This is a genomic window from Amycolatopsis orientalis (genome assembly GCF_000943515.2).
Lineage (GTDB): Bacteria > Actinomycetota > Actinomycetes > Mycobacteriales > Pseudonocardiaceae > Amycolatopsis > Amycolatopsis orientalis.
In genome coordinates this window covers 4212010-4236703 of record NZ_CP016174.1, presented here as the reverse complement: position 1 = coordinate 4236703, position 24694 = coordinate 4212010, and the positions used below count along the sequence as shown (strand labels likewise).

The window sequence follows — 24694 nt, the reverse complement described above, 5'->3', positions numbered from 1 at the left end:
GCCAACCGAAGCCGCCCGGCGCAACTCACCGCTCCGCGTTCGGTCCACGGTGCTGCGTCCCACGGTGCAGTGCGATCCGCGTGATCGCGTGATGCTCCACGCCGAGCACTTCGGCCGTCCAGCCGGAGACCAGCACCCGGTCGCCCGGTTTCTCCGGGATCCGGCCGAGGAGCACGAGGATCATCCCGGCGATCGTCGCGTACTCCCCCGGCGGCGCGTCCGGCAGTTCGACACCGACGTCGACGAGGTCGTGGACCGGGAAGGTACCGGGCAGCACCAGGGAACCGTCCTGGTGCTCGCGCACGGCCAGCACGTCCCGGTCGGTCTCGTCGTAGATCTCGCCGACGATCTCCTCCAGCAGATCCTCCAGCGTCACCATCCCCGCGACGGCGCCGTGTTCGTCCACGACCAGCGCCATCTGCTCCCGTTCGGCCTTGAAGCCGCGCAGCGCGTCCGAGACACGCAGCGAATCGGGGAACACCACCGCCGGCCTGGCCACCTCCGCGAGACTCTCGTGGTCGCCGAGCAGATCACGCAGATGCACGACGCCGACGACGTCGTCCAGATGCCCGCCGCGGGCGACCGGTGCCCGGGAATACCCGGCCTCGGCCAGCTGCCTTCGCGCCGACTCGAGGTCCTGTTCCAACGAGAGCGTCAGCACCGCCCGCCGGGGGACGAGCACTTCGCGCAGCCGTCGCTCGTGGATCTCCAGGGCGCCGTTCATGATCATGCGCTGTTCGGCGTTCAGTCCCCGTTGCGCCGCCACCAGTTCCCGTAATTCCTCGGGCGACATCTGATCCGGGTCGGCTTCCGCCCGGCCGCCCAGCATCCGGACGACGAGGTTCGTCGCCGTGCTCAGCGTCCACACCGCGGGCCTCGAAATCGCCGACAACAGGTTCAGCGGGCGCGCCACCAGCAACGCCCACCGCAGCGCGTTCTGCATGGCCAGCCGCTTCGGCGCCAGTTCGCCGAACACCAGCGTCAGGAACGTGAGCACGATGGTCACCAGCGCGACGGCCACCGCCCCGGCGGCCTCGCCGAGGAAGCCCAGCAGCGGCACCACGGGTTCGGCGAGTGCCACCGCCGCGGTCGCCGAGGCCAGGAACCCGGCGAGCGTGATGCCGATCTGGATCGTCGCCAGGAAGCGGTTCGGGTCGCGCGCCAGCCGCACCAGTGTCCGCGCGGAGGCGCGGCCGTCCCGTTCCAAGGCCCGCAACTGCCCCTCGCGCAACGAGATCAGCGCCATCTCGCTGCCCGCGAACACCGCGTTGAGCACCACCAGCACCGCGACCAGCGCGATGTCGAACCCGTAGTCGCCCACAAGCACTCCCCGGCCCGCCGGAAGAGCAGAACTTTACCGAGGGGGAAGCGGGTCCGCAGAGGTCGGACGGGTCGATACTGACACGTCGTTCCGCTACCTTCGAAGGACCCGCACGGACGGAGTCCTGATGTTCACACTCAAGACCGCTCCCGCACGGACGTTCCTGCGCCGGGCGGAGGAGATCGCCAAACCGGTCACCCGCTGGAGCATCGGCCACGCACTCCCCCGCGTCGCCTTGCGGGCCGCGGCGCGCCGGGGCGATCTCCAGGGCAGGCTGTCCGTCGAGGCGAGTGGCGGCACGGACCTGACCGGACTGTTCGACGAGATCCGCGCGCACGGCGCCATCGCCACCACCCGGGTCGGGCATGTCACCACGCGGCACTCGGCCTGCAAGGAGATCCTGACCAGTGACGCCTTCAAATCCGTCCGGTTCGTTCCGGACAACCCGCTGCTCAACCGGCTCGTCACCTGGTCGGCGTCCGGCCTGATCCATCCGATCGAACCGCCGTCGCTGCTCGCCAGCGAACCGCCCGACCACACGCGCTACCGGAAACTCGTCACCCGCGTCTTCACCGCCCGCGCGGTCGAGCAACTGCGGGAGCGCACGCAGGCGATCACCGACGAACTGCTCGACGGCCTCGACCCGGCGAACCCCGTCGACCTCATCGAGTCCTACTGCGGCCTCCTGCCGGTCACCGTGATCAGCCAGATCCTCGGTGTCCCACCGGAAGAGCGCGACAAGGTGCTCGCACTCGGCGGCGCCGCGGCCCCCAGTCTCGATCTGGGCCTGCCGTGGCGGACCTTCCGGACCGTCGAAGCGACGCTGGCCGAGTTCGACACCTGGCTCACCGAGCATCTGGAGAAGCTGCGCGCGAACCCCGGCGACAACCTCCTCAGCAAACTGATCGCCGCCCGCGAGGACGGCGTCGGGCTGACCGAACGGGAACTCAAGGCCACAGCGGGGCTGGTGCTGGCGGCCGGGTTCGAGACGACCGTCAACCTCCTCGGCAACGGCATCGCCCTGCTCACCGCGCATCCGGACCAGCTGCGAAAACTGCGTGAGGATCCGGGATTGTGGAGCAACGCCACCGACGAGATCCTCCGCTACGATCCGCCGGTCCTGCTCACCGGCCGGTTGTGCGCACGCGACACCGAAGTCGGCGGAGTGCCGGTCGCCCGCGGGGCGATCGTCAGCACGGTCCTCGCCGGCGCCAACCGGGATCCGGAGATCTTCGAAGACCCGGGCACGTTCGACGTCACGCGCGCGAACGCTCGGGACCACGTGTCGTTCGGCGCCGGACGGCACTACTGTCTCGGCGCCTCACTGGCGCGGATGGAAGGGGAGATCGGGCTGCGGTCGATCTTCGAACGGTTCCCCGGGCTGCGGCTCCGGGAGGGGGCGCGACGGCGGCAGACGCGGATCCTGCGCGGTTTCGAACGGCTTCCCGCCACCCTCACCTGAGTGCCTCGGACTCGCGGCAAGCGGGCATTTTTACCGGACCGGTCCCCCGGGGCGGTCACTACCGTCGCGCCGGTGACGACCACTCCGGACCGCACCGGCAAGGAAGCCCCGGAACTGCCCGTCTTCACCGGCATCGGTTGCCTGATGGGCTTCTTCATGACCGTGCTGGCCCTGATCGGCCCGGCCATGCTGTGGCTCAGCACCCGGTTCGATCCCGCCGACGACGATCGCCTGGTCGTCATCGCGATGGGCGCCGTGTTCACCATCGGCGGCCTGGCGACCATCGGCTCGCATCTGTGGCAGAACGCCAGGGCGCGGGAGACCCACCGGGAACTCGACCGGACCGGCGTCCGCGCGACCGCCGAAGTCGTTTCCAGCAGGCGGATCTGGGTCGGCGAGGTGAGCAACCCCGCGGACGACGTCGATCTCGTCGTCACCGGGCCGGGGGTGACGCCGTTCAGCGCGCGGCTCCTCACCGAGGACGTCGGCCGCTACGCGACGGGCGAGGTGGTGCCCGTCGACGTGGACCCGGGAACCCTGCTGTTCCGCCTCGCCGACTGACCTCGCCGCGATCATTGCCCGGCAGCATCGTATCGCTTATCGTATATGAAATTCACCCCCGATGCTGCGAGGTGACGTCTTGACCACCGCCACCGCCGATCCGACCACCACCACGGTCGCGCGAGATTTCACCGATTTCCGCACGGTGGTGTCGCATTCCTTCGTGCCGTTGCACGTGACGAGCGAGCACCGCGACCAGTTCCGCGGCCGCATCCGCTCGTGCGGTGCCGACGACGTCCAGCTGACCGAGGTGACCGCCTCGGCCCACAAGGTCGAGCGGACGCCCGAACTCATCGCCAGGGCGGACAGGCACTACTACAAGCTGAGCCTCATCCTGTCCGGGACCGGGCTGCTGGTGCAGGACAACCGCGAGGCGATGCTCCGCCCCGGGGACGTGGCGCTGTACGACACACACCGGCCGTATTCACTGGTGTTCGAAGAGGACTTCCGCACGCTCGTGGTGATGTTCCCGCAGCGGCTCATCGACCTCCCCCGCGATCTGGTCGGCCAGCTGACCGCGGTCCCGATGTCGGGCAAACGGGGCATGGGCAACGTGGTGGTGCCGTTCCTCGCGCAACTCGGCAGCAACCTCGACCAGCTCGGCGGGCCGGCGGGCGTCCGGCTCGCGCATACCGCGGTCGATCTGCTCGCCACGCTGTTCGCGAGCGAACTCGACCTCGCCCGCGCCACGGCCGGACCGCATCACGAACTGATGCGCCGCGTCCTCGCCTACATCGACGCGAACCTGTCCTCCACCGACCTCGGCCCGGCGCAGATCGCCGCCGAGCACTACATCTCCACCCGGCATCTGCACGGCCTCTTCCACGAACAGGGCACCACCGTCTCGGGCTGGATCCGCACGCGGCGCCTCGAACACTGCCGCCGTGAACTGCTCGACCCGGTGCACGCGTCCCGGCCCGTCGCCGCCATCGCGGCGAAGTGGGGTTTCGTCGACGCGCCGCATTTCAGCCGGGTGTTCAAGACGGAATTCGGCCGCTCGCCGAGCGAACTGCGCCGTGGCTTGACCGTGAGCGAGCGGTTGTTGCCACCCAGCGCGTGACAGCTGGCCCTCCCCCGGGCCTCGCCCCGACGATGACCGCATGTCCGAAGCACCCGAGGAACAATGGCGTACCTATGACGAGTTCGCCGCCGGAATCGCCACCTACCGCCTGCCGAACGCGGATCTGTCGGGCCGCGAACTAGCCGTCACCCTCGACGACGGGACGACGCTCGCGTTGCGGTTCGAGGACGCGGAAACCGTCACCTGCAACGGCATCAAGGATCCCTACGACGCGGTGGCCGTCCGGGAAGACGTCTTCTTCGTCAATCTCCCCCACACCAGCGTGGACGGTGAAGCACTCACCGTGGTCTTCTCCACGACGAGCCATCGCGCACTGGCCGTGCGCTCGGTGATCGGCGCCGAGGACGTCGAGGGCGTTCCCCGTGTCTCCCAGACGTTCTGGTCCGGCACCACCGACGGTGGCACGCCGACCGGCGAGGTGCCGGGGCCGTCGCGCGACCTGATCGGCAAGCGCAACATCTACCGCTACAGCCCGGAACACCTCTACGAACACGTGTACGTGTCCTCCCAGCGCTATGCCTGGCAATGCCTCGAAGGCGTCCAGCGGGGGCACGGGGACATGGACCTGTCGACGGTGTGGAAGTTCCAGGACGGGCTCTACCTGTTCTGCTTCCGCGAATTCCGTATCGCCGTGGCGAGTGTGTGGCTGCACGACCTCGGCTACGCGCTGAAGACCACCGGCGTCTTCCTCGGCCTGACCGGCGACGGCCGATCGGAGCATTCCCGCGCGGGCGGGCACATCTACCCACTCGGCGCCGTCGCCTATCCCGACGCGCAACCCGTCTAGAGGAGTTCGAATGTCCAATGTAGACGTTATCGCCGCGCATTACGCCGCGAGCGACCGGGGTGACCTGGCGGGCATGCTGGCCCCGCTCGGTCCGGACACCACCTGGACGGAGGCGGCCGGTTTCCCTTACGCCGGTACCTACACCGGTCCCGAAGAAGTACGGGACAACGTCTTCGGCGCGATCGCGAAGGACTGGGAGGGCTACACCTTCACCCTCGGCGACCTTCTCGACGCGGGTGACACGGTGGTCGGCCTCGGCACCTACCAGGGCAAGCACCGCGAGACCGGGCGCTCCTTCACCGCCCGGGTCGCGCATGTGTGGCGGTTCGAGGGCGGCGAGGTCGCCTCCTTCGAGCAGATCGTCGACTCCGTGCCCGTCGTGAACGCCGCGGAAGACCGGTGAAGCGCGCCAGGCGCGTCCTCGCGCTCTCCGCCGCCGTCCTGCTCGCGACCGCGGGCTGCGCCGGTGCAGGCAGCGGTGCCAGCGGTCCGATCGTGGTCGGCTCGGTCAACGCGCTGAGCGGCGCGGCCACCTTCCCCGAAGCCTCCCAAGCGGCCAAGGCGGTCTTCGACGCGGCCAACGCGAGCGGCGGTGTGAACGGGAGACAGATCCAGTACAAGGCCCTCGACGACAAGGGCGACCCGGCGGCAGCGGCGGCGGCCGCCCGCGAGGTCGTCGGCCGCGACGAGGCCGTGGCGCTGGTCGGTTCGTCCAGCCTCATCGAATGCGAGATCAACAACAAGTACTACGAGCAGCAGAAGATCCTGTCGATGCAGGGCATCGGTGTGGACCCGGCGTGTTTCTCCAGCCCCAACATCGCCCCCGTCAACGTCGGCCCGTACCACGACATGACGCTGACCCTGCTCTACGGCTCGGAAACGCTGAAACTGAACGACATCTGCGCGCTGCTGGAGATCGCGGGCAACACGCTGCCGTCGTACCAGGCGGCCATCGACGAGTGGTCGGCCATCACCGGCAAGAAACTCAAGTACCTCGACGCGACCGTGCCCTACGGCGGTTCCGACTACACCTCCTACATCGTCAAGGCCCGCAACGCCGGCTGCAAGGCGATCACGGTGAACCCGGTCGAGCCGGATTCCATCGGGCAGCTCAAGGCCGCCGCGGCGCAGGGCTGGAACGACGTCACGTGGCTGCTGCTGACCAGTGTCTACAGCGAGAACTACGCCAAGGCCATCACCAACGCCGGTGCCGGTGTGTACGTGCCGGCCGAGTTCTACCCGTTCACCGACGCGACTAGCCCGCAGAACAAGGATTGGCGCGACCTGATGACGAAGAACGGCATCCCGCTGACGTCGTTCAGCCAGGGCGGCTACCTGGCGGCGAAGTACTTCCTCGACGTCGTGCGCGGGATCGGCGGCGACATCACCCGCGAGTCGGTGACCAAGGCGCTGCGTGAGATGAAGCCGGTCAGCGACCCGATGGTCGGCACGCCGTACGTCTTCGGCCCCGGCGAAACCCACCACGACAACACCTCTGGCTGGCCGATCAAGCTCGCCTCGGGCACCAACAAGTGGGAGCTGGTCGCGAACGACTGGCTGCGTATCCCGAAGAAGTAGGAGGAAGCGATGCTGCAGGGAGCGCTGGCAGGCCTGGCCGCCGGCGGACTGTACGCGGTGTTGGCGGTGTGCCTGACGCTGATGTCGCGGCTGGTGCGGGTGGTGAACTTCGCGCAGGCGGCCACCGGGATGTTCGGGTGCTACGTGGCGGTGTTCCTGTCCGTCCACCTGGGACTGCCGACGTGGCTCGCCACGGTGGCGGGGATCCTGCTCGGCGGGCTGCTCAGCGCATTGCTCGGCTGGATCGTGTCGACCTGGCTCGCCGAAGCGGACACCGGCACCCGCTCGGCGGTCACGGTGGCGGTACTGCTCCTGCTGATCTCGCTGTCGTTCATCCTGTTCGGCAACAAACCGCAGCCGTTCCACCCCCTCCTCGACGGTCCGGCGCTCACCGTCGCGGGCGTGGTGATCAGCCAGGTCACCGTGGTCACCGTCGCACTGGCGGTACTCGTCGCGGTGGCCAGCCGGCTGGTGCTGAGCCGGACCCCGGCCGGAGTCCGGCTCAGGGCGCTGTCGGAACGCCCGACGACGGCGGAACTGCTGGGCATCCCGGCGAAACGGCTCAGCATCGCGGTGTGGGCGGCCACCGGGGTGGTCAGCACGCTGGTCATCTCGATCGTCGCGCCGTCGCAGTCGAACGACGCGACGTCGCTGGCGATGCTGGTGGTCCCGGCCGCCGCGGCGGCCCTGCTCGGCGGGTTCCGCCGTCTCGACCTCGCGGTCGCGGGCGGCCTGGGCCTCGGCCTGATCCAGGGCGCGGCCGCGCAGGTCGACGGCCTTTCGGTGGTGCGGTACTTCCTGCCGTTCGCGGTCATCGTCGCGCTGCTGCTGTGGTCGCAGCGCAAGGAGGTGTGGGATGCGGCTCGCTGAACGAGGGATCCCGTTCGCGGTGGCGCTGGTGGCGATCGCGGCGGGGTACGGCCTGAGTGCCGGGCTCGACGGGTATTTCGTCTATCTCGGCATGAGTGCCGTCGTCGCCGGGATCTCGCTGCTCGGGCTGGGCGTGGTCACCGGCAGCGCGGGGATGATCTCCCTGTGCCAGCTGACTTTCGGCGCTGTCGGCGCCTGGACGGTATCGGCGCTGAACGAGGCGCAGGCGCCGGGCGGGTTCCTGACCTGGTTGCTGCTCGGCGGGCTCGCGGCCGGGGTGGTCGGGATCCTCGTCGGGCTCCCGGCGTTGCGGCTGCGCGGGATCAACCTCGCCGTCGTCACGCTGGGACTCGCGGCAGCGGCCGATCTCGCGCTGGTGCAGCTCCAGTTCCCCGGTGTCTCCGGCGGGATCTCGGTCGAACGGCCGGACGCCTTCTCCGACGACCGGTCGTATTTCCTGCTCGCGGTGGTGGTGCTGGTGCTGTGCTGCCTGGCCGTGTACTTCCTGCGCCGCGGGCGCTGGGGCAGCGCGTGGCAGGCGGTGGCGTTCTCCGAACGCGGGACGGCGGCCGCCGGGACGAGCGTGCGGACCTCGAAGCTGACCGCGTTCGCGGTGAGCGCGACACTGGGCGGGATCAGCGGCGGCCTGCTCACCGGGCAGGTCGGGCTCGCCTTCCCGGCCAGTTTCACCGCGATCCAGTCGCTGGCGCTGTACGTGCTGGCGATCATGTCCGGCGCGCACCTGATCGACATGGCGGTGTTCGGCGCGGTGCTGTGGGTCGGCGTGCCGGAACTGCTGAAGCGCTGGGGGATCCCGCAGGACTGGGGTTTCGTGGTCTTCGGGGTGCTCGGGGTCCAGGCGCTGGCCAGTGGCGGGAATCTGGGCACCACGGTGCGACAGGTCTGGTACCGGCGGTCCCGGAAGGAACCGGCGAAACTCGCTCTCGCCGCCGGGGCCGGGGCCGTCGACCCCGTCTCCCCCGGTCCACCGGTGCTGACCGTGCGCGGGCTGAGCATGAACTTCGGCCACGTGGCCGCACTGTCCTCTGTGGACATCGCGGTGCCGGAACACGGCGTACTCGGCGTGATCGGGCCCAACGGCGCGGGCAAGTCGACGCTGGTCGACGCGATCAGCGGGTTCCTGCCGGACGCGGACGGCGTGGTCGAACTCGGCGGCAGGCAGTTGACCGGGTCGCCGTCGGACCGGGCCCGCGCCGGACTGCGGCGGACCTTCCAGCAGGACCGCGTCCCCCCGGGACTGACGGTCGGCGCGTACGTCAAGTTCCTCGCGAGGCGCCGCCTCACCACCGGCGAGATCGGCGACGCGCTGGACTTCTTCGGCTGCCCCGCCGCCCGCACCCCACTGTCGCAAGTGGACGTCGGCGCGCGCAGGCTGGTCGAGGTCGTCGGGCATCTGCTGGCCGGACCGCGGGTCCTGCTGCTGGATGAGCCGGCCGCCGGACTGCCGCACGAAGAGCACGTCGCGTTCGGGGAACGACTGCGGCAGGTTCCCGCCCGGTTCGGGGTGTCGGTGCTGCTCATCGAGCACGACCTCGATCTGGTGCGCTCGGTCTGCGACACGATCACCGTCCTCGACTTCGGCCGCGTGCTGGCCTCCGGCCCCCAGGCCGAGGTACTCGCCGATCCGGCCGTGCTCAAGGCGTACATGGGCGAAACGGAGCTGCTGTGAACGCTTTGCGGATAGCGGGGCTGACGGTCACCCGCGGTGCCGGGCCGGTGATCTCCGGCGTGGACCTCACCCTCGAACCGGGCCGGATCACCGCGCTCGTCGGCCCCAACGGTGCCGGGAAGACCAGCCTGCTGGAGGCCGTCTCCGGCGTGGTCCCCGCCTCGGCCGGGACCATCCACATCGGACCGGACGAGATCACGAAGCAGTCGAGGGTCTCCCGCGCCCGGCGCGGGCTGGCGCATATCGAGCAGGGCCGCGCGGTGTTCGGCGGCCTGACCGTGCTGGAGAACCTGATGCTGACCGCCCGCACCCGCGCGCGGGCCGACGAGCTGTTCGAGTTGTTCCCCGAACTGGAGAAACGCCGTGACTCACCGGCGGCGCTGCTCAGCGGCGGCGAACAGCAGATGGTGGTGCTGGCCCGCGCGTTCGCCGCGCGGCCGTCGTTCCTGCTGATCGACGAGATGTCGCTGGGCCTCGCGCCGGTGGTGTTCACCCGGCTGCTGCCGCTGGTGACGCGGTTCGCCGAGGAGGGTGCGGCGATCCTGCTCGTCGAGCAGTTCACGCATCTCGCCCTCGGCGTGGCGAGCGACGCGCTGGTGGTGTCCTCGGGCCGCGTCACCTACGCGGGTTCCGCGCAAGGCCTGCTGGACTCCCCCGGCACCCTGCACTCCGCCTACCTCGGCGAATCCTGACGGTCCCAAGACAGTCGTGAGTGGTAATGACGGTTCTAACCCTCATTACCACTCACGAGCACCTGGACGAGCGCCGGAGGTTCGGTCGAGTTTCCGTGAAGGGCTCCTTCACTACCTTCAGGGTCAGGGTCCCGGCAAAGTCGCAGAGCTGCTGGTCAGCGCTGTTCCTAGTGGTTCGGATGGGGCATCGCCGGCGCCTGCGGGGCTCGAGTGTGGAGGATTTGGGACGTTGAACGTCCCAAATCCTCCACACTCAGGGATGTACCGAGCTCCGGGACAGGTCCTCGCCCTCTGTTGATCAAGCCACGCGACCGGCACACCCCGCGACGATGAAGGAATTGGGACACTCAACGTCCCAATTCCTACATCGTCGTCTGCCTGCGCCATGACGAAGAGGTGCCTGACCAGCAAGATGCCGACTTTGCCGGACCCTGACCTTGAGAGTAGGGAAGGAGACCTTCACGGTAGCGAGCCATGCCGCGGCGGCCCCTCAAGTCCGTGAAGGCCTCCTTGAGGGACTCTGGGTCCCTCAAGGAGGCCTTCACGGAACGCGGCGGGCTAAGAACCCATGCCGGCGCGTTCGAAGGCCAGCGTCGGCAGATCGACGGCGTGCGCGCCGCCGTCGGCCACGATCACCGCACCGGTGATGTACGACGACTCCGCGGAACCCAGGAACCGCACGATCGACGCGATCTCCTCGGGTTCGGCCGGACGGCGCAGCGGCACCTCGGCGGTGACCCGGCGGTAGCCCTCGTCGTGGCCGCCCTCGAAGCCCGCGGCCTCGGCGAACTGGTCCATCTCGCCGTCCGCCATCGGGGTCCGCACCCAGCCGGGGCAGACGGCGTTCGCCCGGACGCCCTTCGGCCCGTAGTCGCGGGCGATCGAGCGGGTCAGCCCGATCAGCGCGTGTTTCGCGACGGTGTAGCCGGCGACGTTCGGCCCGGCGAACAGCCCGGCCAGCGACGACACGACGACCACCTGGCCGCCGGTTTCGATCAGCGAGGGCAGCATGGCCCGGCAGAACACGAAGGCGCTGGACAGGTTCGAGCGTAGCGCGAGTTCCCATTCCTCGTCGCCGGTGTCGACGACCGAGGAGAGGCCGTGCCCGCCCGCGTTGGCCACCACGACGTCCAGCCTGCCGAACTTGCCCACGATCTCCGCCGCGGCGGCCTCGGCGGCTTCGCGATCGCTGGCGTCACAGGCGATGACGTGCGCGCCGGTCTCGGCGGCCACCTTCTCCAGTGGTTCGCGCCGTCGTCCGAGCACCACCACCTGGGCGCCCTCGTCGGCGTACCGGCGGGCCACCGCCGCGCCGATACCGGTACCGCCACCCGTGATCGCGATGACCTTCTTCACTTGCGGAGTCCTTTCTAAGCGGGAAAACCGGAGCGGGCCGAGACGCCGAAGTCGGCGAGGACGGCCTGGCCGTTGACGGCCCGCGAACGCGCGGACGCGAGATGGAGCACCTGCCAGGCGACTTCCTCGGGATCCTGCACCGGGAACGCGGGATCGTCGAGGGTCTCGCCGAGGTCACCGCGCGCCATCGGGGTGTCGACCACCGACGGGCACACGCAGTTCACCCGGACCCCGGGAAGATCGACGGCGAGCGCCCTGGTCATCGCGACCACGGCACCCTTCGAGGCGCAGTAGGGCACCATCCCGGGCGCGCTGGTGAACGCCGAGTCGCTGGCCAGCAGGACGACCGAGCCGTGCGCCGCGGCGAGCCATGGCGCGGCGTGTTTGACCAGCAGGAACTGGCCGGTGACGTTGACCGCCATCAGCGCCGCGAAGTCGGCAGCCGAGGTTTCGGTGACCGGGGTCCCCACCGGTCCGGAGATCCCGGCGCAGCCGACGACGACGTCAAGCCCGCCGAACCGGTCCGCGACGGCGGCGACCGCGGCGGCCACCGAACCCTCGTCGGTCACGTCGGCGCGCACCGCCAGGACGTCGCCGCCCAGTGGCGGCACGGGTGCCCGGTCGAGGGCACCGACCCGGGCGCCTTCGGCCAGGAACGCCCGGGCGCAGGCAAGGCCGATACCGGACGCCGCGCCGGTCACCAGCACGGCCTTGCCCGCGAGATCCAGTCGCATGGCGTCATCCTGCGGTCCGGCGCTCGCGAGGGGGTTGGCCGTCAGCGCACCCTTCTTGTCGGCAGCCGCATGGCGGCCGTGCGGTCTTTTCACCCGCGGGCGGACCGGCAAGACTGCGAAGCATGACCAGGCCGCACGCACTCGACCCGCTGACCGCCGACGAACTCACCGCAGGCCGGGCGATCCTGGCCGCCGAGGGCCTGCTCACCGCGACCACCCGGTTCCCGGCGGTGCTGCCGGTGGAGCCGGACAAGGGCGACGCCGCGCCCGACCGCCGCGTCCAGTACACGCTCCTGGACACCGCGACCGGCCGTGCGCGCGACGTGGTCGTTTCGCTGGCGAAACGCGAGGTCGTCTCCGACGACGACTGCGGTGACGGCCAGCCCGCCTATCTGTTCGAGGAGTACGACCTCGCCGCGTCGATCACCAAGGCCTCGCCGGAGTGGCAGGCCGCGATGGAGCGGCGCGGGCTCGGCGACCGGATCGGGCACGCCTTCTGCGCTCCCCTGGCGCCCGGCTTCTTCGGCAGGCCGGACGAGACCGGCCGGGTCATCCGTTCGCTGACGTTCCTGCGTGACGACGAGTCCGACAGCCCGTGGGCGCATCCGGTCGAGGGCCTGATCGTGCACATCGACCTCACCGGGCAGCGCGTCATCCGGGTCGAGGACGAGGGCGACGTGCCCGTCCCGCCGGAGCACGGCCGCTACGGCGGCGTCAAGGCCCGCACCACGCTCAAACCCATCGAGATCACCCAGCCCGAGGGGCCGAGCTTCACCGTCGACGGCAACGAGGTCACCTGGGAGGGCTGGCGGCTGCGGGTCGGCTTCAACGCCCGCGAAGGCCTGACGCTGCACCAGATCTCCTTCCAAGACCGCTCGGTGCTCTACCGGGCCTCGGTCCCGGAGATGGTGGTGCCCTACGGCGACACCGCGCCCGGCCGGTTCTGGATCAGCTACTTCGACGCGGGCGAATACCTGCTCGGCAAGAACGGCAACGACCTGCGGCTGGGCTGCGACTGCCTCGGCGTCATCCACTACTTCCCCGCGTTCGTCGCCGACGACCACGGCCACCCGGTCGAGATCCCGCGCGCGATCTGCCTGCACGAAGAGGATTACGGGATCCTCTGGAAGCACACCGATCTCGACGGCCGCGCCGAGGTCCGCCGCTCACGGCGGCTGGTGATCTCGTCCATCTCCACCATCGGCAACTACGACTACGGCTTCTTCTGGTACCTCTACCTCGACGGCACCGTCGAACTCGAGGCGAAGGCCACCGGCATCGTGTTCGCCGGCGCCGCGCACACCGGGACGAAGCATCCGCACGCCAACGAGATCGCGCCCGGCCTGTTCGCCCCGGTGCACCAGCACCTGTTCTGCGCACGGCTGGACGTGGCGATCGACGGCGAACGGAACTCGCTCGTCGAGATCGACGTCGAGGGCGTGCCGACGGGTGAGCGCAACCCATACGGGAACGCCTTCACCTGGAAGGAGACCCCGCTGCGGACCGAGCGGGAGGCGCAGCGGCACGCGGATCCGGCGAAGGCGCGGGTCTGGGAGATCCGCAGCGCGGAGCGGACCAACCGGCTGGGCGCGCCCACGGCGTACCAGCTCGTGCCGCGGCCGTCCGCGACCCTGATGGCGCAACCGGAGTCGACCGTCCACAAGCGAGCGACGTTCGCGACCCGGCATCTGTGGGCCACGCCGTACCGGGCGGACGAACGCTTCCCGGCGGGCGACCGGCCGAACGCGCATCCCGGCGGAGCGGGCCTGCCCGCCTGGACCGCCGCCGACCGCGACCTCACCGACACCGATCTCGTGCTGTGGCACGTCTTCGGCCCGACGCACATCCCGCGGCCGGAGGACTGGCCGGTCATGCCGGTCGACTACTCGGGGTTCTCCTTGCGCCCCTACGGCTTCCTGGACCGCAACCCGGCGCTGGACCTGCCTTCCGGAGCCACCGACGAGCACTGTTCCGCCCACGAGCACTAGGACCCCTCCATGCCCGAACTGACCCTGTCCGACACCTCCACCTGGCTTCCCCTGGACGGTCTCGCCCCCGGTTTCGACGCGAACAAGGCACCCACGGTCGGCGACCTGCACGGCCGCGCCTTCGAACTCGCCTGCGAAGACGGCACGACGTTCAGGGTCGCCTTCACCGGCACCCGGATCGAGTGGACGTACCACGGCTCCGGCACGGACCGGTGCGAGACCTTCCTGGTCGACGACGACCTGTACTACGTCCAGTTCCATCCGCAGGCGCGGCGCGAAGAGGCCTTCACCCTGCTGCTCGACCTGCGGCGCGGCCGCGCGCTCCTGGTGCTGAGCCGGATCGGCGACACCTCGCCGCGGGTCACGCAGACCTTCCTGGCCGCCACGATCGGCGGCATCGAACCCAGCGGCGAGTCACTGGCGCCCAGCACCTCGCTGGTCGGACGGCGCGTGCTGTGGGTGTACAGCACGGCGCACGCCTACGAGCACGTGTACCTCAGCCCGCACTGGTACACCTGGCAGTGCCTGGCCGGGCCGGAGAAGGGGCTCGCCGACACCGACGAGAATTCGGTCTACGAAGTGCGGCCCGGCATCTACGTGTTCGCCTGGCGCGAGAAGGTGATCCCGTGCGCGTCGGTGACCGTCGCCGACCACCGGGACGCGAAGCGGCTGCGTTCGCACGGTGTCCTTTTCGGACTGGACGCCACCGGGACCACCCCGACCCACTTCACCTTCGGCGCGCACGGCAAGCTGCTGAGCACCACCGTGCACCCCGAGGCTTACGACCCCGCCGGGAGCTGAGCCTTGACCGCGGACCTCATCCTCACCAACGCCACGGTGTACACAGTGGACGGTGTCCGGCCGTGGGCGTCTTCACTGGCGATCAAGGACGGCCGCGTGCTGTCGCTGGAGGACATCGAACGCGGTCCGGCCACCGAGATCGTCGATCTCGAAGGCGCGTTCGTGATGCCCGGCCTGGTCGACGTGCACAACCATCACGCCCTCGCCGGGCGCGCCGCCCTGTTCGAACTGAACTTCGGCCCCGACGCGGGCCTGGACGACATCCTCGCGGCGGTCCGTTCGCGGGCCGGGGGGCTCGGGCCGGACGAGTGGGTGGTCGGCGGCGCTTGGGCGTCCACTTTGGTCGGTACCCTTTCGCGGTCTTCGGCGCGGCACGCGCTCGACGAGGCCGCGGGCGGGCGGCCGGTCATGCTCGCCGACGACAGCAGGCACAACCGCTGGGTGAGCAGCCGGGCACTGGAACTGGCGGGCATCACCGCCTCGACGCCCGATCCGGAGGGCGGAGAGATCGTCCGCGACCCTTCGACCGGCGAGCCCGTCGGTGTCCTGCTCGAAGCGGCAGGCGTCGCCGTCGAACGGGCACTCAGCGAGACGCGGGTCCTCACCGCCGAGCAGCATGTGGCGGCCTCGCGGCACGGGATCGGCACACTGCATTCGTTCGGGGTCACCGCGTTCCAGGACGCCGGCGTCTCCGCGGACATCCTGCGCGCGCTGAAGTCGCTCGACGACGCGGGCGAATTGCACGCGTGGGTCGTGTCGTCGCTGCTGATCAACGACCCGATTTTCGGCTTCGACCCGATCGGCGCGCCGCTGCTGGAGATCGCCGGGCAGTACCGCGGTGAGCACCACCGGCCGGACTTCGTGAAGATCTTCCTCGACGGCGTCCCGCCGACCCGGACGGCCGCCTTCCTGGAGCCGTACCTGCCGGACGACGTCCACGGCGCCTGTCACCACGGCGCCACCACCATGCCGGGCGACGAACTCGTGGGCTGGCTGCGCACCGCGGCCGCGGCCGGGCTCTCGGCCAAGGTCCACTGCACCGGCGACGCGTCGGTGCGCGCGACACTGGACGCCGTCGAGAAGGTGCGGGCCGAAGGCTTCGGCGAAGCGCGTTTCCAGGTCGCGCACGGCCAGTTCGTGCACCCGGACGACCTCTCGCGGTTCGCCGCGCTGGGCGTCGCCGCGGACATCTCGCCGTTCCTGTGGGTCCCCGGGGTCATCCCGGCGGCCATCGCGGAGGTCCTGCCCGGCGAACGGGCCGGGCGGATGCAGCCGAACCGGTCGCTGCTGGACGAGGGCGCGCTGGTCGCGGGCGGTTCCGACTGGCCGGTCAGCGAGTCCCCGAACGCGTGGGAGGGCATCCACGGTCTCGTCACGCGGCAGGACCCGACCGGCGCGTTCCCGGGGTCGCTGTGGCCGGAGCAGGCGATCACGCTGGCCGAGGCGGTCGAGGTCTTCACCCTCTCGGCCGCCCGCGCGATGGGTGTCGACGACGTCACCGGCTCGCTGGTGCCGGGGAAGTCGGCCGATTTCGTCGTCCTGGACCGGGATCCGTTCAAGACAGACCCGTCGGCGCTCGTCAAGACCAAGGTGACGGAAACGTGGTTCGCCGGGCACCGCGTGTATCGACGCGACTGATCTCCTACACTGGTAGAAGAACCAGTGCGGGAGGTCTGCCGATGCCGAAGATCATCGACCACGACGAGCGGCGCAGCCATATCGTCGACGTCACCTGGGAGCTGATCACCCAGGGCGGGATCGAGGCCGCCACCATGCGCGAGATCGCGGCCGCCGCCGGTTTCGCCAACGGCGCGCTCAAGCTGTACTTCCCGAGCAAGGAAGACATCATCCAGGCCACCTACGAACGCGCGCTGGGCATGATGCGCGAGTACGTCGAGCTGGACGAACTGCGCGGGCTGACCGCGCTCCGCGAGCTGTGCGTCTCGTCGATGCCGATCGACGAGGACCGCATCGCCGCGGGGCGGGTCCTGCTCACCTTCTGGCAGCTTTCGCTGACCAACCCGAAGCTGCAGGACAAGTACCTCGAGCACATCCGCTCGTGGCGCGGGCTGCTGCACCGGTATCTCGCCGAGGGCCGCGAGGACGGCGACATCGTCACCGAGACCCCCGACGAGCAGCTGGTCGACGAGGTCGTGCTGATCAACGCCGGGGCGAACGTGATGAGCCTGGTCGCCGGGGAGTTCTCGACGATCGCCTTGCAGCGCCAGCACCTCGAGTCGTTCTTCGCCCGCCTGACCCGCCCCTGACGCCCCCCACCCGCATTTCGTCCTCTGAACGCGGTGGTTCGCGCCCCGTACTACCGCATCCAGAGGACTAAATGCGGTAGTCGTACGCATTTAGTCCTCTGGATGCGTGATCAGGGGGCGAGGACGCGGGTCAGGAAGCTGGCCACGTGCCGGTGAGAGCGCGGCGAAGCGGGAAGATCCGTGTAGAGGCCATAGAAACCATGGATCTGGCCCGAGTACCGCGTCATCTCGACCCTGGTCCCGGCGTCGGTCAGGCGCCGCGCGAACTCCTCCCCCTCGTCCCGCAGGACGTCGTATTCGGCCGTCAGCACCAGCGCGGGCGGGAGCCTCGTCAGGTCGGAGGCCCGCAGCGGCAACAGGTACGGATCGTTCAACTGCGCCGGATCCGAGACGTACTGGTCGAAGAAGAACCGCATCGCCCCGGCCGTCATGCCGAACCCTTCGGCGAAGTCCACATAGGATCGGAACCCGTCGTCCGGATGACCGTAGACCGGGCAGATCAGCACCTGCGCGGCCAGCGGCGGCCCGCCCCGGTCGCGAGACATCATCGAGACCACGGTGGACAGATTGCCGCCGGCGCTCTCCCCGCCGATCGCGATCCGCCCCGGGTCCCCCCCCGACCCGGCACCGCCCGCGGCGAGCCATTCGACGACGGCGTAGCAGTCGTCCGGTGCCGCCGGGAAGGGATGCTCGGGCGCGAGCCGGTAGTCCACGGCGACGACGGCGACGTTCGCCGCGTTGCACACCGCGCGCGAAGCGACCTCGTTCTCGTCGATCGAGCCGATCGTCCACCCGCCGCCGTGGATCCACACGAAGGCGGGGACCGGCGTGGTCACGTCGGGCAGGTAGATCCGCACGCGCACCCCGGAAGGGAGTACGTGGTCGGTGACCGAGGCGACCTCCTCGACCGTGTCGGGACGTCGCCACGAGGCGGCGAACGCGGCCCGCAACTCGGCGGCCGTCGGAGGCATGGCCGGCGCTTCCGGCGCGACACTGCGGGCGAGCAGTTCCTTGACCGCGGGATCGAGGGTCACCGTCACACCGCTTCCGCGACGAGCACCCGCGGGCTGCCCGGCAGCGTGAGCCGGCCGGTGACCCGCCAGCCCGCCCCGCTCAGCCACTCCCGGACCTCGGCCTCGGGGTAGACGACCGTCCCGTCGATCACCAGGTACTCCCCCGCGTGCAGGGCGTCGATCCGCCGCTGGGTCGCGTCGTCGTCGAGGAAGAAGTCGAGCAGGAGCAGGCACGCTCCCGGCGCCGCGGCCGCACGGGCGTTGCCCAGGATCCGCGCGTTCTGCTCCGCGTCGAACCGGTGAACGACGTGGTTGACCATCACCAGGTCGAACTCGCCTTCGGGACGGGCGGTAGGCGTCTCCGCGCCGACGACCGTCGCACGGTCCGCGAACCCCGCCTCGGCCGCCGCGGTGGTGACCGACCCGGTGAAGCCCGGATCGAAGACGAACGTCGTGTGCAGTCCTTCGTTGGCCTTCATGGCTTCGATCGCGAACGCGCTGGAGAGCCCGCCGAGGTCGAGCAGCTTCCGGTAGGGCCCGAAATCGAACGCGCCGGCCAGCATCCTCGCGTGCAGGGCGTTATACGTCATCACGCCGGACATGAACGTGCCCCAGCGCGTGTCGTCCATCTCCAGCTTCCCCGGCTCACCGCTGTCGGCCGTCTGCCCGAACTGCAGCCAATGCGGGTAGCTGATCGAATCCAGGAAGGTCAGGAACGGCGCCAGGTCGAGCTCGCCGCCGCCGAGGTACTCCGCCGCGTCGGCGGCCAGTCCGTACCGTCCGTCCACACGGGACAGGAGACCGAGTGATGACATGGCGTCACCGAGGATGCGGGTGATCTTCTCCGGCTTGCCGGTCTCCCCCGCCAGTTCCGCGGCCGTCAGCGGCCCGTCGGCGAGCGCGGTGAACAGGCCGATCCGGCTCGCCGCGAAGAGTTGCTTGGCCGCCATGTACCCCACGGCGATGTCCACGATGCGCTCGGGACCGGCTGTCTTGGTCGACCCGCTCACGGGTGCCCTCCTTAGCTCGTTTCCGCCGAGAGTCTACAGACGTAGATAAAAGAATCCAGTGCGAATTTTCGCCCACTGCCAGGCAAAACCGGCCGGATATCAACTTCCTACATTCGTAGAATATACCCATTGACAGGCCACTCCCCCAGTGTCAACATGCGTAGAACTCCCCCCGCCGGCGGCCCGTTCCCCGGCAGTGCGGTCCGCTTCGGGCGGGCTCGGGAAAGGGGATTCATGACCCTGCTCGAATTACGAGAACTGACCGTCGGCGTGATCGCCGACGAGACCGAACGCGAACTGGTCCGCGAACTCTCGTTCGACCTCGACCAAGGCCGGACACTCTGCGTGGTCGGTGAATCCGGCAGCGGTAAAACGGTGACGGCCTTGTCGATCATCCGGTTGCTGGAATTCGTCGCGCCGGTGTTCACCCGCGGTGAGATCACCGTCGACGGCGTGGACGTGACGCGGCTGTCCGCCGACGAGATGCGCGCGTACCGCGGCCCGCGGATCGGCATGATCTTCCAGGAGGCATTGGATTCACTCAACCCGAGTCAGCGGGTCGGCAAACAGCTGATCGAGGCCTACCGGAAACCCGGTTCCCTGCCGCGCCAGGCCGCCCGCAAGGGCACCGCGCTGCACCGCGAGGCCGAGGCCAAGGCTCGCGGGCTGCTGGAAGAGGTCGGCCTCACCGACACGGACAGGGTGCTTTCGCTGTACCCGCACCAGATGTCCGGCGGGATGCAGCAGCGCGTGATGATCGCGCTCGCCCTGATGGCCGACCCGGCCCTGCTGATCGCCGACGAGCCGACCACGGCACTGGACGTGACCACGCAGGCGGAGATCCTCACCCTGTTCGACCGGGTCCGCCGCGACCACGGCACCGCGTGCGTCTTCATCACCCACGACATGGGCGTGGCCGCCCAGGTGGCCGACCGGATCGCGGTGATGTACCGCGGCGAACTGGTCGAGCTGGGGTCCAAAGAGGACATCCTGGGCGCGCCGAGGCATCCCTACACCAAGGCGTTGCTCGACTGCGTGCCGAAGCTCGGGGTGAGCAGGCGCGACGGCTTCCCCACCATTTCCGAGGCACTGCTCGAAGCCGCGATGAACGGCGAATCGCCGGTCGCGACGGAGACCAGGACCTTGAGCCGCGTCACCCGCGACGACGCGGGTGAGGGCACCGCGCTCGTCATCGACTCGGTGTCCAAAGTGTACGGACGCCCGCGCCGGTTCTCCCTGAGCCGCGCACCCGAGGTGCACGCGGTCAAGGACGTCTCGCTGGAGATCGCGCCCGGCGAGTTCTTCGGCCTGGTAGGGGAATCCGGTTCGGGCAAGACCACGCTCGGCCGTCTGGTCAGCGCGCTCGAACCGCCCACCGCAGGCAGTATCACCTTCGGAGAGCACCGGTGCACGCCGTCCGGCCTCGACGGCGACGAGCGCGCGTTCCGCCGGCGCGCGCAGCTCATCTTCCAGGACCCGCAAAGCTCGCTCGATCCCCGGCACACCGCCGCCAGGATCATCGCCGAACCGCTGCGGGAACTCACCGGTCTCCGCGGCGCCGAACTGGACCGCCGGGTCACCGAACTGATCGACGAGGTCGGCCTCCCCTCGGACACCGCGAAGAAACTGCCCTCGCAGCTCTCCGGCGGGCAGCGGCAGCGCGTGTCGATCGCCCGCGCGATCGCGGCCGAACCCGACCTCATCGTCGCCGACGAACCCACCTCCGCCCTCGACGTCTCGGTACAGGGCCAGGTGATGAACCTGCTGCTCGATCTGCGGCGCACCCGCGCGCTCAGCTTTCTCTTCATCACGCACAACCTCAGCCTGGTGCTCTCGGTCGCCGACCGCGTCGGCGTGATGTACCGGGGCGAACTGATCGAGATCGGCGACCCGGACGAGATCCGGCTCCGCCCCCGGCACGAGTACACCCGCCGCCTGCTCGCGGCGAACCCCGACACAGGAGTGCGGAACCCATGAGACGAACCCTGACCACGGCCGCGCTCGGCCTGGCGACCGTCCTGCTGCTCGGCTCCTGCATGGGCGGGCAGGCGGGCGGCGGAGCCGCGGACGGACCGCCGGTCCGCGGCGGCAACCTGAACGTCGCCGTGCCCACCGACCCGCAGTCCCTCGACATGGTCGCGAATCCCGGCCAGGTGACCGCGCATATCGGCAACATGATGTACGAGAAGCTGTTCGAGGTGGACCGCGGTTTCACCGCCCGGCCGATGCTGGTCGAGGACTACACCACCAGCCCGGACAGGCTCACCTACACCTTCAAGCTGCGCCAGGGCGTCACTTTCCACGACGGCAGCCCGCTGACCGCCGAGGACGTCGTCGCGAGCCTGAAGCGCTGGCAGCAGGTCCATCGCACCGGGCAGCTGGTCACCCCGGACATCGAGGCGATCACCCCGGCCGATCCGGCGACGGTGACCATCAAGCTCAAGCAGCCGCGCTATCCGCTGATCAACGAACTCGCCGGCGCCGGCACGGAGATCTACGAGGCGAAGAACCTCGCCGGTGTCCCGCCGACCGGATTCGGCAAGGACAAGGCGATCGGGACCGGGCCGTACAAATTGAAGAGCTGGGACATCGGCCGCGAACTGGTGCTGGAGCGTCATTCCGGCTACAAGTCCCGGTCCGAAGAGGACTGGGGTGGCCAGGCGGGTGCCAAGCACGCCTACCTCGACACGGTGACCTACAAGGTGGTCTCCGATCAGGACGCGCTGATCAACGGCCTGCAGACCGGGCAGTGGGACCACATCATGCCCACCAACGACCAGTACGAGACGTTGCGCGCCAACCCGGCCGTCGTGGTGCGCAACCTCCCCGGCGGCAACGAGAACGTCGTCATCCCCAACTTCAACACCGGTTCGAAGTTCGCCGACCCCCGGGCCCGCGAGGCGCTGAACCTGGTGCTGGACAAGGCCGCGATCAACGCGGCCACCGGCGGCAGCAAGGACCTCACCCTCGAGACCGGAGCCTTCGCCTCCCCGGACAACAAGCAGTTCTATTCCACCGCGGGCGAAGACGTCTACAAGAGGCACGATCCCGAGAAGGCCAAGCAACTGCTCGCCGAGGCCGGGATCCCCACCGGCGCGACCATCCGCATCGTCACCACCAACTCCTATCCCGAGTTCGGCAAATGGGCGGTGCTGCTCCAGGACAGTCTGTCGAAGATCGGCATCAACACCAAGATCGACACGTTCGACTTCGCCACCATGCTCGGCACGCTGACCAAGGAACCGGGCGGCTGGGACATCACCACCCTGTTCTTCGATTCGGCGCTGACCTCGCCCGCGCAGATGCCCGCGCTCACGCTGGGCACGCTGAACGGCTCGTCCTCGCCCGAACTGGACGGGCTCATGGCCGAGTTCAACGCCTCGACGAACCCCGAGCAGGCCAAGGCGGTGGTGGACCGGATGCAGGCGTTCACCTGGAAGCAGCTGTCCGTCATCACCCTGAGCCAGTCCCGGCTGTACGCGGCCTACTCCCCCAAGCTCAAGGGCTATGGCGACTTCTACCGCGTCTTCTGGAACACCTGGCTGGCGTCATGACGGGCCTGCTGCTGCGCAGGCTGCGCGATCTGCTGATCATCCTGGTGATCGTCGGGACGATGATGTTCTTCGTCATCCGGCTCATCCCCGGTGATCCGGCGCAGGCCATCCTCGGCCCGACCGCACGTCCGTCCGATGTGGACGCCCTGCGGGAGAGCATGGGCCTGAACGGCACACTGTGGGAGCAGTACCTCGGCTGGGCCGGCAACGTGCTTCAGGGCGATTTCGGTACCTCGATCACCTACCACGCGCCGGTACTCGGCGTGGTCGCCGACCACATCCTGCCGACGCTGACCTTGGCCGTGCTGTCCACGGTGATCAGCTTCTTCCTTTCGGTCGCGATCACCTCCTGGCAGGCGGTGTCGCCGCGCAATCCGGTGGCGCGGGCGCTGGACCGGCTCTCCGCGCTCGGGATGGCGATGCCGGACTTCTGGATCTCGCTGGTACTGGTGCTGGTGTTCTCGGTGACGCTGCGCTGGTTCCCTTCGAGCGGCTACGAGAACCTGTTCACGGATCCGGCGACGGCGGTCCCCGCGCTGGTGCTGCCCCTGACCGTGCTGGTCATCGGGCAGACGGCGTTGTTCGTGCTCACCCTGCGCGAGAGCCTGCTCGGTGAGCTGCCGCTGGCGTATCTGCGCACCGCGCGGGTCAAAGGGCTCTCCGAGCGCCAGGTCATGACCAGACATGTCCTGCCGAACGCGCTGATGCCGCTGATCACCCAGCTGGGCAGCAACTTCGCCATGCTGGTCGGCGGGATCGTGATCATCGAGTCCATCTTCGTCGTCCCCGGCCTCGGGCATCTGCTGATGGGCGCGGTGTCCACCCGCGACTTCCCGCTGATCCAAGGGGTGACCCTGTTCGTCGCGGTGCTGTTCGTACTGGTCAACCTGCTGGTGGACCTGTCGTACGCGCTGCTCGACCCGAAGGTGCGTGTTTCGTGAGCGTGGCCCTGGTGGAAAAGACGTCGCCGGTGCGGGAAACGCCTTCGGCCGGGCGTGCGGCGCGGGTGTTCCGGCGCAACCGGATGCTGGTGATCACCTCCGCGTCGCTGGCGCTGATCGTGCTGGCCGTGCTCGTGCTGCCGTTCTTCCTGCCCAGCGTGAGCGCGACCGACCCGGTCAACCGGCTGCTGCCGCCGTCGGCCGCGCATCCCCTCGGCACCGACTCGTTCGGCCGGGACGTGCTCGCCCGGCTGGTCTCCGGCGGGCGGGCGTCGCTCGGGCTGTCGGCGCTGATCACCCTGTGCGCGGCCTTCACCGGCCTGGTGATCGGGCTGATCAGCGGGTTCTTCCGCGCGGCCGACGCGGTGCTGATGCGGGTCATGGACGCGTGGATGTCGTTCCCGGCGATCATCCTGGCGATGGCGCTGGCGATCTCGCTCGGCGCGAGCATCTGGACCGAGCTGATCGCGCTGACGGTGATCTTCACTCCGTTCACCGCCCGTGTCATCCGCAGCCGGGTGCTCGGTATCGCCGGCCGCGCCTACATCGGGGCGGCACGGGTTTCCGGGATGAGCAAAGGGAAGATCCTCGTCGTGCACGTGTTCCCGAACGTGCTGCCGCTGGCGCTCGTGCAGGTGGTCATCCTGTCCGCCGCGGCGATGCTGGTCGACGGCGCGATGAGCTTCCTCGGTCTCGGCATCGCTCCCCCGACCCCGACCTGGGGCAACATGATCGCCGAGGGGCGGTCGTATCTGGTGCAGGCGCCCTGGCTGGTGATCGCGCCCGGCGTGACGATCATGGCGTGCGTGTTCCTGCTGAACCTGATCGGCTCGTCGCTGCGGATCGCCGTCGACGCCCGCGCGCGGACGCTGAGCGAACTGCAGCGCCTGCGCACCCGCCGTCTCTCCGGCAGCTGAGAAAGGATCTCCTTGTCTGTGAACACTTCCTTGACCGTGCGCCGTTTCTCCCCCGAAACCGTCTCCGGGCC

General features: G+C 69.4%; 22 protein-coding genes. 17 read left to right on the top strand and 5 right to left on the bottom strand.

Annotation, left to right across the window (positions count from 1 at the left end; genetic code table 11):
- Nucleotides 1-25 precede the first annotated feature (25 nt).
- A complete protein-coding gene (locus tag SD37_RS18465) occupies nucleotides 26-1321 on the bottom strand; it encodes a hemolysin family protein (protein WP_044853077.1) in 1296 nt (431 codons plus the stop codon).
- A gap of 127 nt (nucleotides 1322-1448) precedes the next feature.
- Between SD37_RS18465 and SD37_RS18460 the strand changes: the two genes are divergently transcribed.
- The 9 genes from SD37_RS18460 to SD37_RS18420 all read left to right on the top strand — a co-directional run bounded on the left by SD37_RS18460 (nucleotide 1449) and on the right by SD37_RS18420 (nucleotide 10042).
- Complete coding sequence (locus SD37_RS18460) at nucleotides 1449-2783, top strand: cytochrome P450 (protein WP_044853076.1); 1335 nt, start codon at nucleotides 1449-1451, stop codon at nucleotides 2781-2783.
- A 72-nt stretch (nucleotides 2784-2855) separates the two neighbouring features.
- Nucleotides 2856-3344, top strand: a complete 489-nt coding sequence (locus SD37_RS18455) for a hypothetical protein (protein WP_044853075.1) — start codon at nucleotides 2856-2858, stop codon at nucleotides 3342-3344.
- A gap of 61 nt (nucleotides 3345-3405) precedes the next feature.
- Nucleotides 3406-4404: an AraC-like ligand-binding domain-containing protein gene (locus tag SD37_RS18450; RefSeq protein WP_044853074.1), complete on the top strand. Its 999-nt coding sequence runs from the start codon at nucleotides 3406-3408 to the stop codon at nucleotides 4402-4404.
- 40 nt (nucleotides 4405-4444) lie between these two features.
- Nucleotides 4445-5212, top strand: coding sequence for a MoaF C-terminal domain-containing protein (locus SD37_RS18445; RefSeq protein WP_044853073.1), 768 nt, complete (start codon nucleotides 4445-4447; stop codon nucleotides 5210-5212).
- 10 nt (nucleotides 5213-5222) lie between these two features.
- A complete protein-coding gene (locus SD37_RS18440) occupies nucleotides 5223-5615 on the top strand; it encodes a nuclear transport factor 2 family protein (protein ID WP_044853072.1) in 393 nt (130 codons plus the stop codon).
- A complete protein-coding gene (locus SD37_RS18435; RefSeq protein ID WP_044853071.1) occupies nucleotides 5612-6790 on the top strand; it encodes an ABC transporter substrate-binding protein in 1179 nt (392 codons plus the stop codon). Before SD37_RS18440 ends, SD37_RS18435 begins: the two co-directional genes overlap by 4 nt.
- 9 nt (nucleotides 6791-6799) lie before the next feature.
- On the top strand, nucleotides 6800-7660 hold the full coding sequence (locus tag SD37_RS18430) for an ABC transporter permease subunit (RefSeq protein ID WP_044853070.1): 861 nt from the start codon (nucleotides 6800-6802) through the stop codon (nucleotides 7658-7660).
- On the top strand, nucleotides 7647-9350 hold the full coding sequence (locus SD37_RS18425; protein WP_044853069.1) for a branched-chain amino acid ABC transporter ATP-binding protein/permease: 1704 nt from the start codon (nucleotides 7647-7649) through the stop codon (nucleotides 9348-9350). The genes SD37_RS18430 and SD37_RS18425 overlap by 14 nt, the downstream gene beginning before the upstream one ends.
- Entirely contained in the window at nucleotides 9347-10042 is a 696-nt protein-coding gene (locus SD37_RS18420) for an ABC transporter ATP-binding protein (RefSeq protein WP_044853068.1), read from the top strand. Before SD37_RS18425 ends, SD37_RS18420 begins: the two co-directional genes overlap by 4 nt.
- Before the next feature lie 558 nt (nucleotides 10043-10600).
- On the opposite strand, the gene SD37_RS18415 is transcribed toward SD37_RS18420, so the two are convergent.
- On the bottom strand, nucleotides 10601-11398 hold the full coding sequence (locus SD37_RS18415) for an SDR family NAD(P)-dependent oxidoreductase (RefSeq protein WP_044853067.1): 798 nt from the start codon (nucleotides 11396-11398) through the stop codon (nucleotides 10601-10603).
- Nucleotides 11399-11412: 14 nt separating this feature from the next.
- Entirely contained in the window at nucleotides 11413-12132 is a 720-nt protein-coding gene (locus SD37_RS18410; RefSeq protein WP_044853066.1) for an SDR family NAD(P)-dependent oxidoreductase, read from the bottom strand.
- A gap of 122 nt (nucleotides 12133-12254) precedes the next feature.
- Here SD37_RS18410 and SD37_RS18405 point away from each other — a divergent pair, with 122 nt between their 5' ends.
- The 4 genes from SD37_RS18405 to SD37_RS18390 are packed head-to-tail and all read left to right on the top strand — an operon-like array spanning nucleotide 12255 to nucleotide 17188.
- Nucleotides 12255-14120 carry a primary-amine oxidase gene (locus tag SD37_RS18405; RefSeq protein WP_044853065.1) on the top strand — a complete coding sequence of 622 codons (1866 nt, stop codon included), beginning with the start codon at nucleotides 12255-12257 and terminating at the stop codon, nucleotides 14118-14120.
- A 9-nt stretch (nucleotides 14121-14129) separates the two neighbouring features.
- Nucleotides 14130-14921 carry a molybdenum cofactor biosynthesis F family protein gene (locus SD37_RS18400; protein ID WP_044853064.1) on the top strand — a complete coding sequence of 264 codons (792 nt, stop codon included), beginning with the start codon at nucleotides 14130-14132 and terminating at the stop codon, nucleotides 14919-14921.
- Between the two features lie 3 nt (nucleotides 14922-14924).
- Nucleotides 14925-16559, top strand: a complete 1635-nt coding sequence (locus tag SD37_RS18395) for an amidohydrolase (RefSeq protein WP_044853063.1) — start codon at nucleotides 14925-14927, stop codon at nucleotides 16557-16559.
- A gap of 41 nt (nucleotides 16560-16600) precedes the next feature.
- On the top strand, nucleotides 16601-17188 hold the full coding sequence (locus tag SD37_RS18390) for a TetR/AcrR family transcriptional regulator (protein WP_037305305.1): 588 nt from the start codon (nucleotides 16601-16603) through the stop codon (nucleotides 17186-17188).
- A gap of 110 nt (nucleotides 17189-17298) precedes the next feature.
- Here SD37_RS18390 and SD37_RS18385 read toward each other — a convergent pair whose 3' ends face one another.
- Complete coding sequence (locus tag SD37_RS18385) at nucleotides 17299-18228, bottom strand: alpha/beta hydrolase (RefSeq protein ID WP_065912877.1); 930 nt, start codon at nucleotides 18226-18228, stop codon at nucleotides 17299-17301.
- The gene (locus SD37_RS18380) at nucleotides 18225-19211 is read right to left on the bottom strand and encodes a methyltransferase (protein WP_065912876.1); all 987 of its coding nucleotides are present in this window, start codon (nucleotides 19209-19211) and stop codon (nucleotides 18225-18227) included. Before SD37_RS18380 ends, SD37_RS18385 begins: the two co-directional genes overlap by 4 nt.
- 234 nt (nucleotides 19212-19445) lie before the next feature.
- Between SD37_RS18380 and SD37_RS18375 the strand changes: the two genes are divergently transcribed.
- The 4 genes from SD37_RS18375 to SD37_RS18360 are packed head-to-tail and all read left to right on the top strand — an operon-like array spanning nucleotide 19446 to nucleotide 24623.
- On the top strand, nucleotides 19446-21188 hold the full coding sequence (locus SD37_RS18375) for a dipeptide ABC transporter ATP-binding protein (protein ID WP_044853060.1): 1743 nt from the start codon (nucleotides 19446-19448) through the stop codon (nucleotides 21186-21188).
- Nucleotides 21185-22765, top strand: a complete 1581-nt coding sequence (locus SD37_RS18370) for an ABC transporter substrate-binding protein (RefSeq protein ID WP_044853059.1) — start codon at nucleotides 21185-21187, stop codon at nucleotides 22763-22765. The genes SD37_RS18375 and SD37_RS18370 overlap by 4 nt, the downstream gene beginning before the upstream one ends.
- Complete coding sequence (locus tag SD37_RS18365) at nucleotides 22762-23706, top strand: ABC transporter permease (protein ID WP_044853058.1); 945 nt, start codon at nucleotides 22762-22764, stop codon at nucleotides 23704-23706. The genes SD37_RS18370 and SD37_RS18365 overlap by 4 nt, the downstream gene beginning before the upstream one ends.
- Nucleotides 23703-24623, top strand: coding sequence for an ABC transporter permease (locus tag SD37_RS18360; protein WP_044853057.1), 921 nt, complete (start codon nucleotides 23703-23705; stop codon nucleotides 24621-24623). Before SD37_RS18365 ends, SD37_RS18360 begins: the two co-directional genes overlap by 4 nt.
- Nucleotides 24624-24694: the final 71 nt, after the last annotated feature.

Coding starts and splice junctions, on each gene's coding strand:
- SD37_RS18460 (WP_044853076.1), top strand. CDS start 1,449: ATGTTCACACTCAAGACCGCTCCCGCACGGACGTTCCTGCGCCGGGCG.
- SD37_RS18450 (WP_044853074.1), top strand. CDS start 3,406: ATGCTGCGAGGTGACGTCTTGACCACCGCCACCGCCGATCCGACCACC.
- SD37_RS18445 (WP_044853073.1), top strand. CDS start 4,445: ATGTCCGAAGCACCCGAGGAACAATGGCGTACCTATGACGAGTTCGCC.
- SD37_RS18440 (WP_044853072.1), top strand. CDS start 5,223: ATGTCCAATGTAGACGTTATCGCCGCGCATTACGCCGCGAGCGACCGG.
- SD37_RS18430 (WP_044853070.1), top strand. CDS start 6,800: ATGCTGCAGGGAGCGCTGGCAGGCCTGGCCGCCGGCGGACTGTACGCG.
- SD37_RS18425 (WP_044853069.1), top strand. CDS start 7,647: ATGCGGCTCGCTGAACGAGGGATCCCGTTCGCGGTGGCGCTGGTGGCG.
- SD37_RS18410 (WP_044853066.1), bottom strand. CDS start 12,132: ATGCGACTGGATCTCGCGGGCAAGGCCGTGCTGGTGACCGGCGCGGCG.
- SD37_RS18405 (WP_044853065.1), top strand. CDS start 12,255: ATGACCAGGCCGCACGCACTCGACCCGCTGACCGCCGACGAACTCACC.
- SD37_RS18400 (WP_044853064.1), top strand. CDS start 14,130: ATGCCCGAACTGACCCTGTCCGACACCTCCACCTGGCTTCCCCTGGAC.
- SD37_RS18390 (WP_037305305.1), top strand. CDS start 16,601: ATGCCGAAGATCATCGACCACGACGAGCGGCGCAGCCATATCGTCGAC.
- SD37_RS18375 (WP_044853060.1), top strand. CDS start 19,446: ATGACCCTGCTCGAATTACGAGAACTGACCGTCGGCGTGATCGCCGAC.
- SD37_RS18370 (WP_044853059.1), top strand. CDS start 21,185: ATGAGACGAACCCTGACCACGGCCGCGCTCGGCCTGGCGACCGTCCTG.
- SD37_RS18365 (WP_044853058.1), top strand. CDS start 22,762: ATGACGGGCCTGCTGCTGCGCAGGCTGCGCGATCTGCTGATCATCCTG.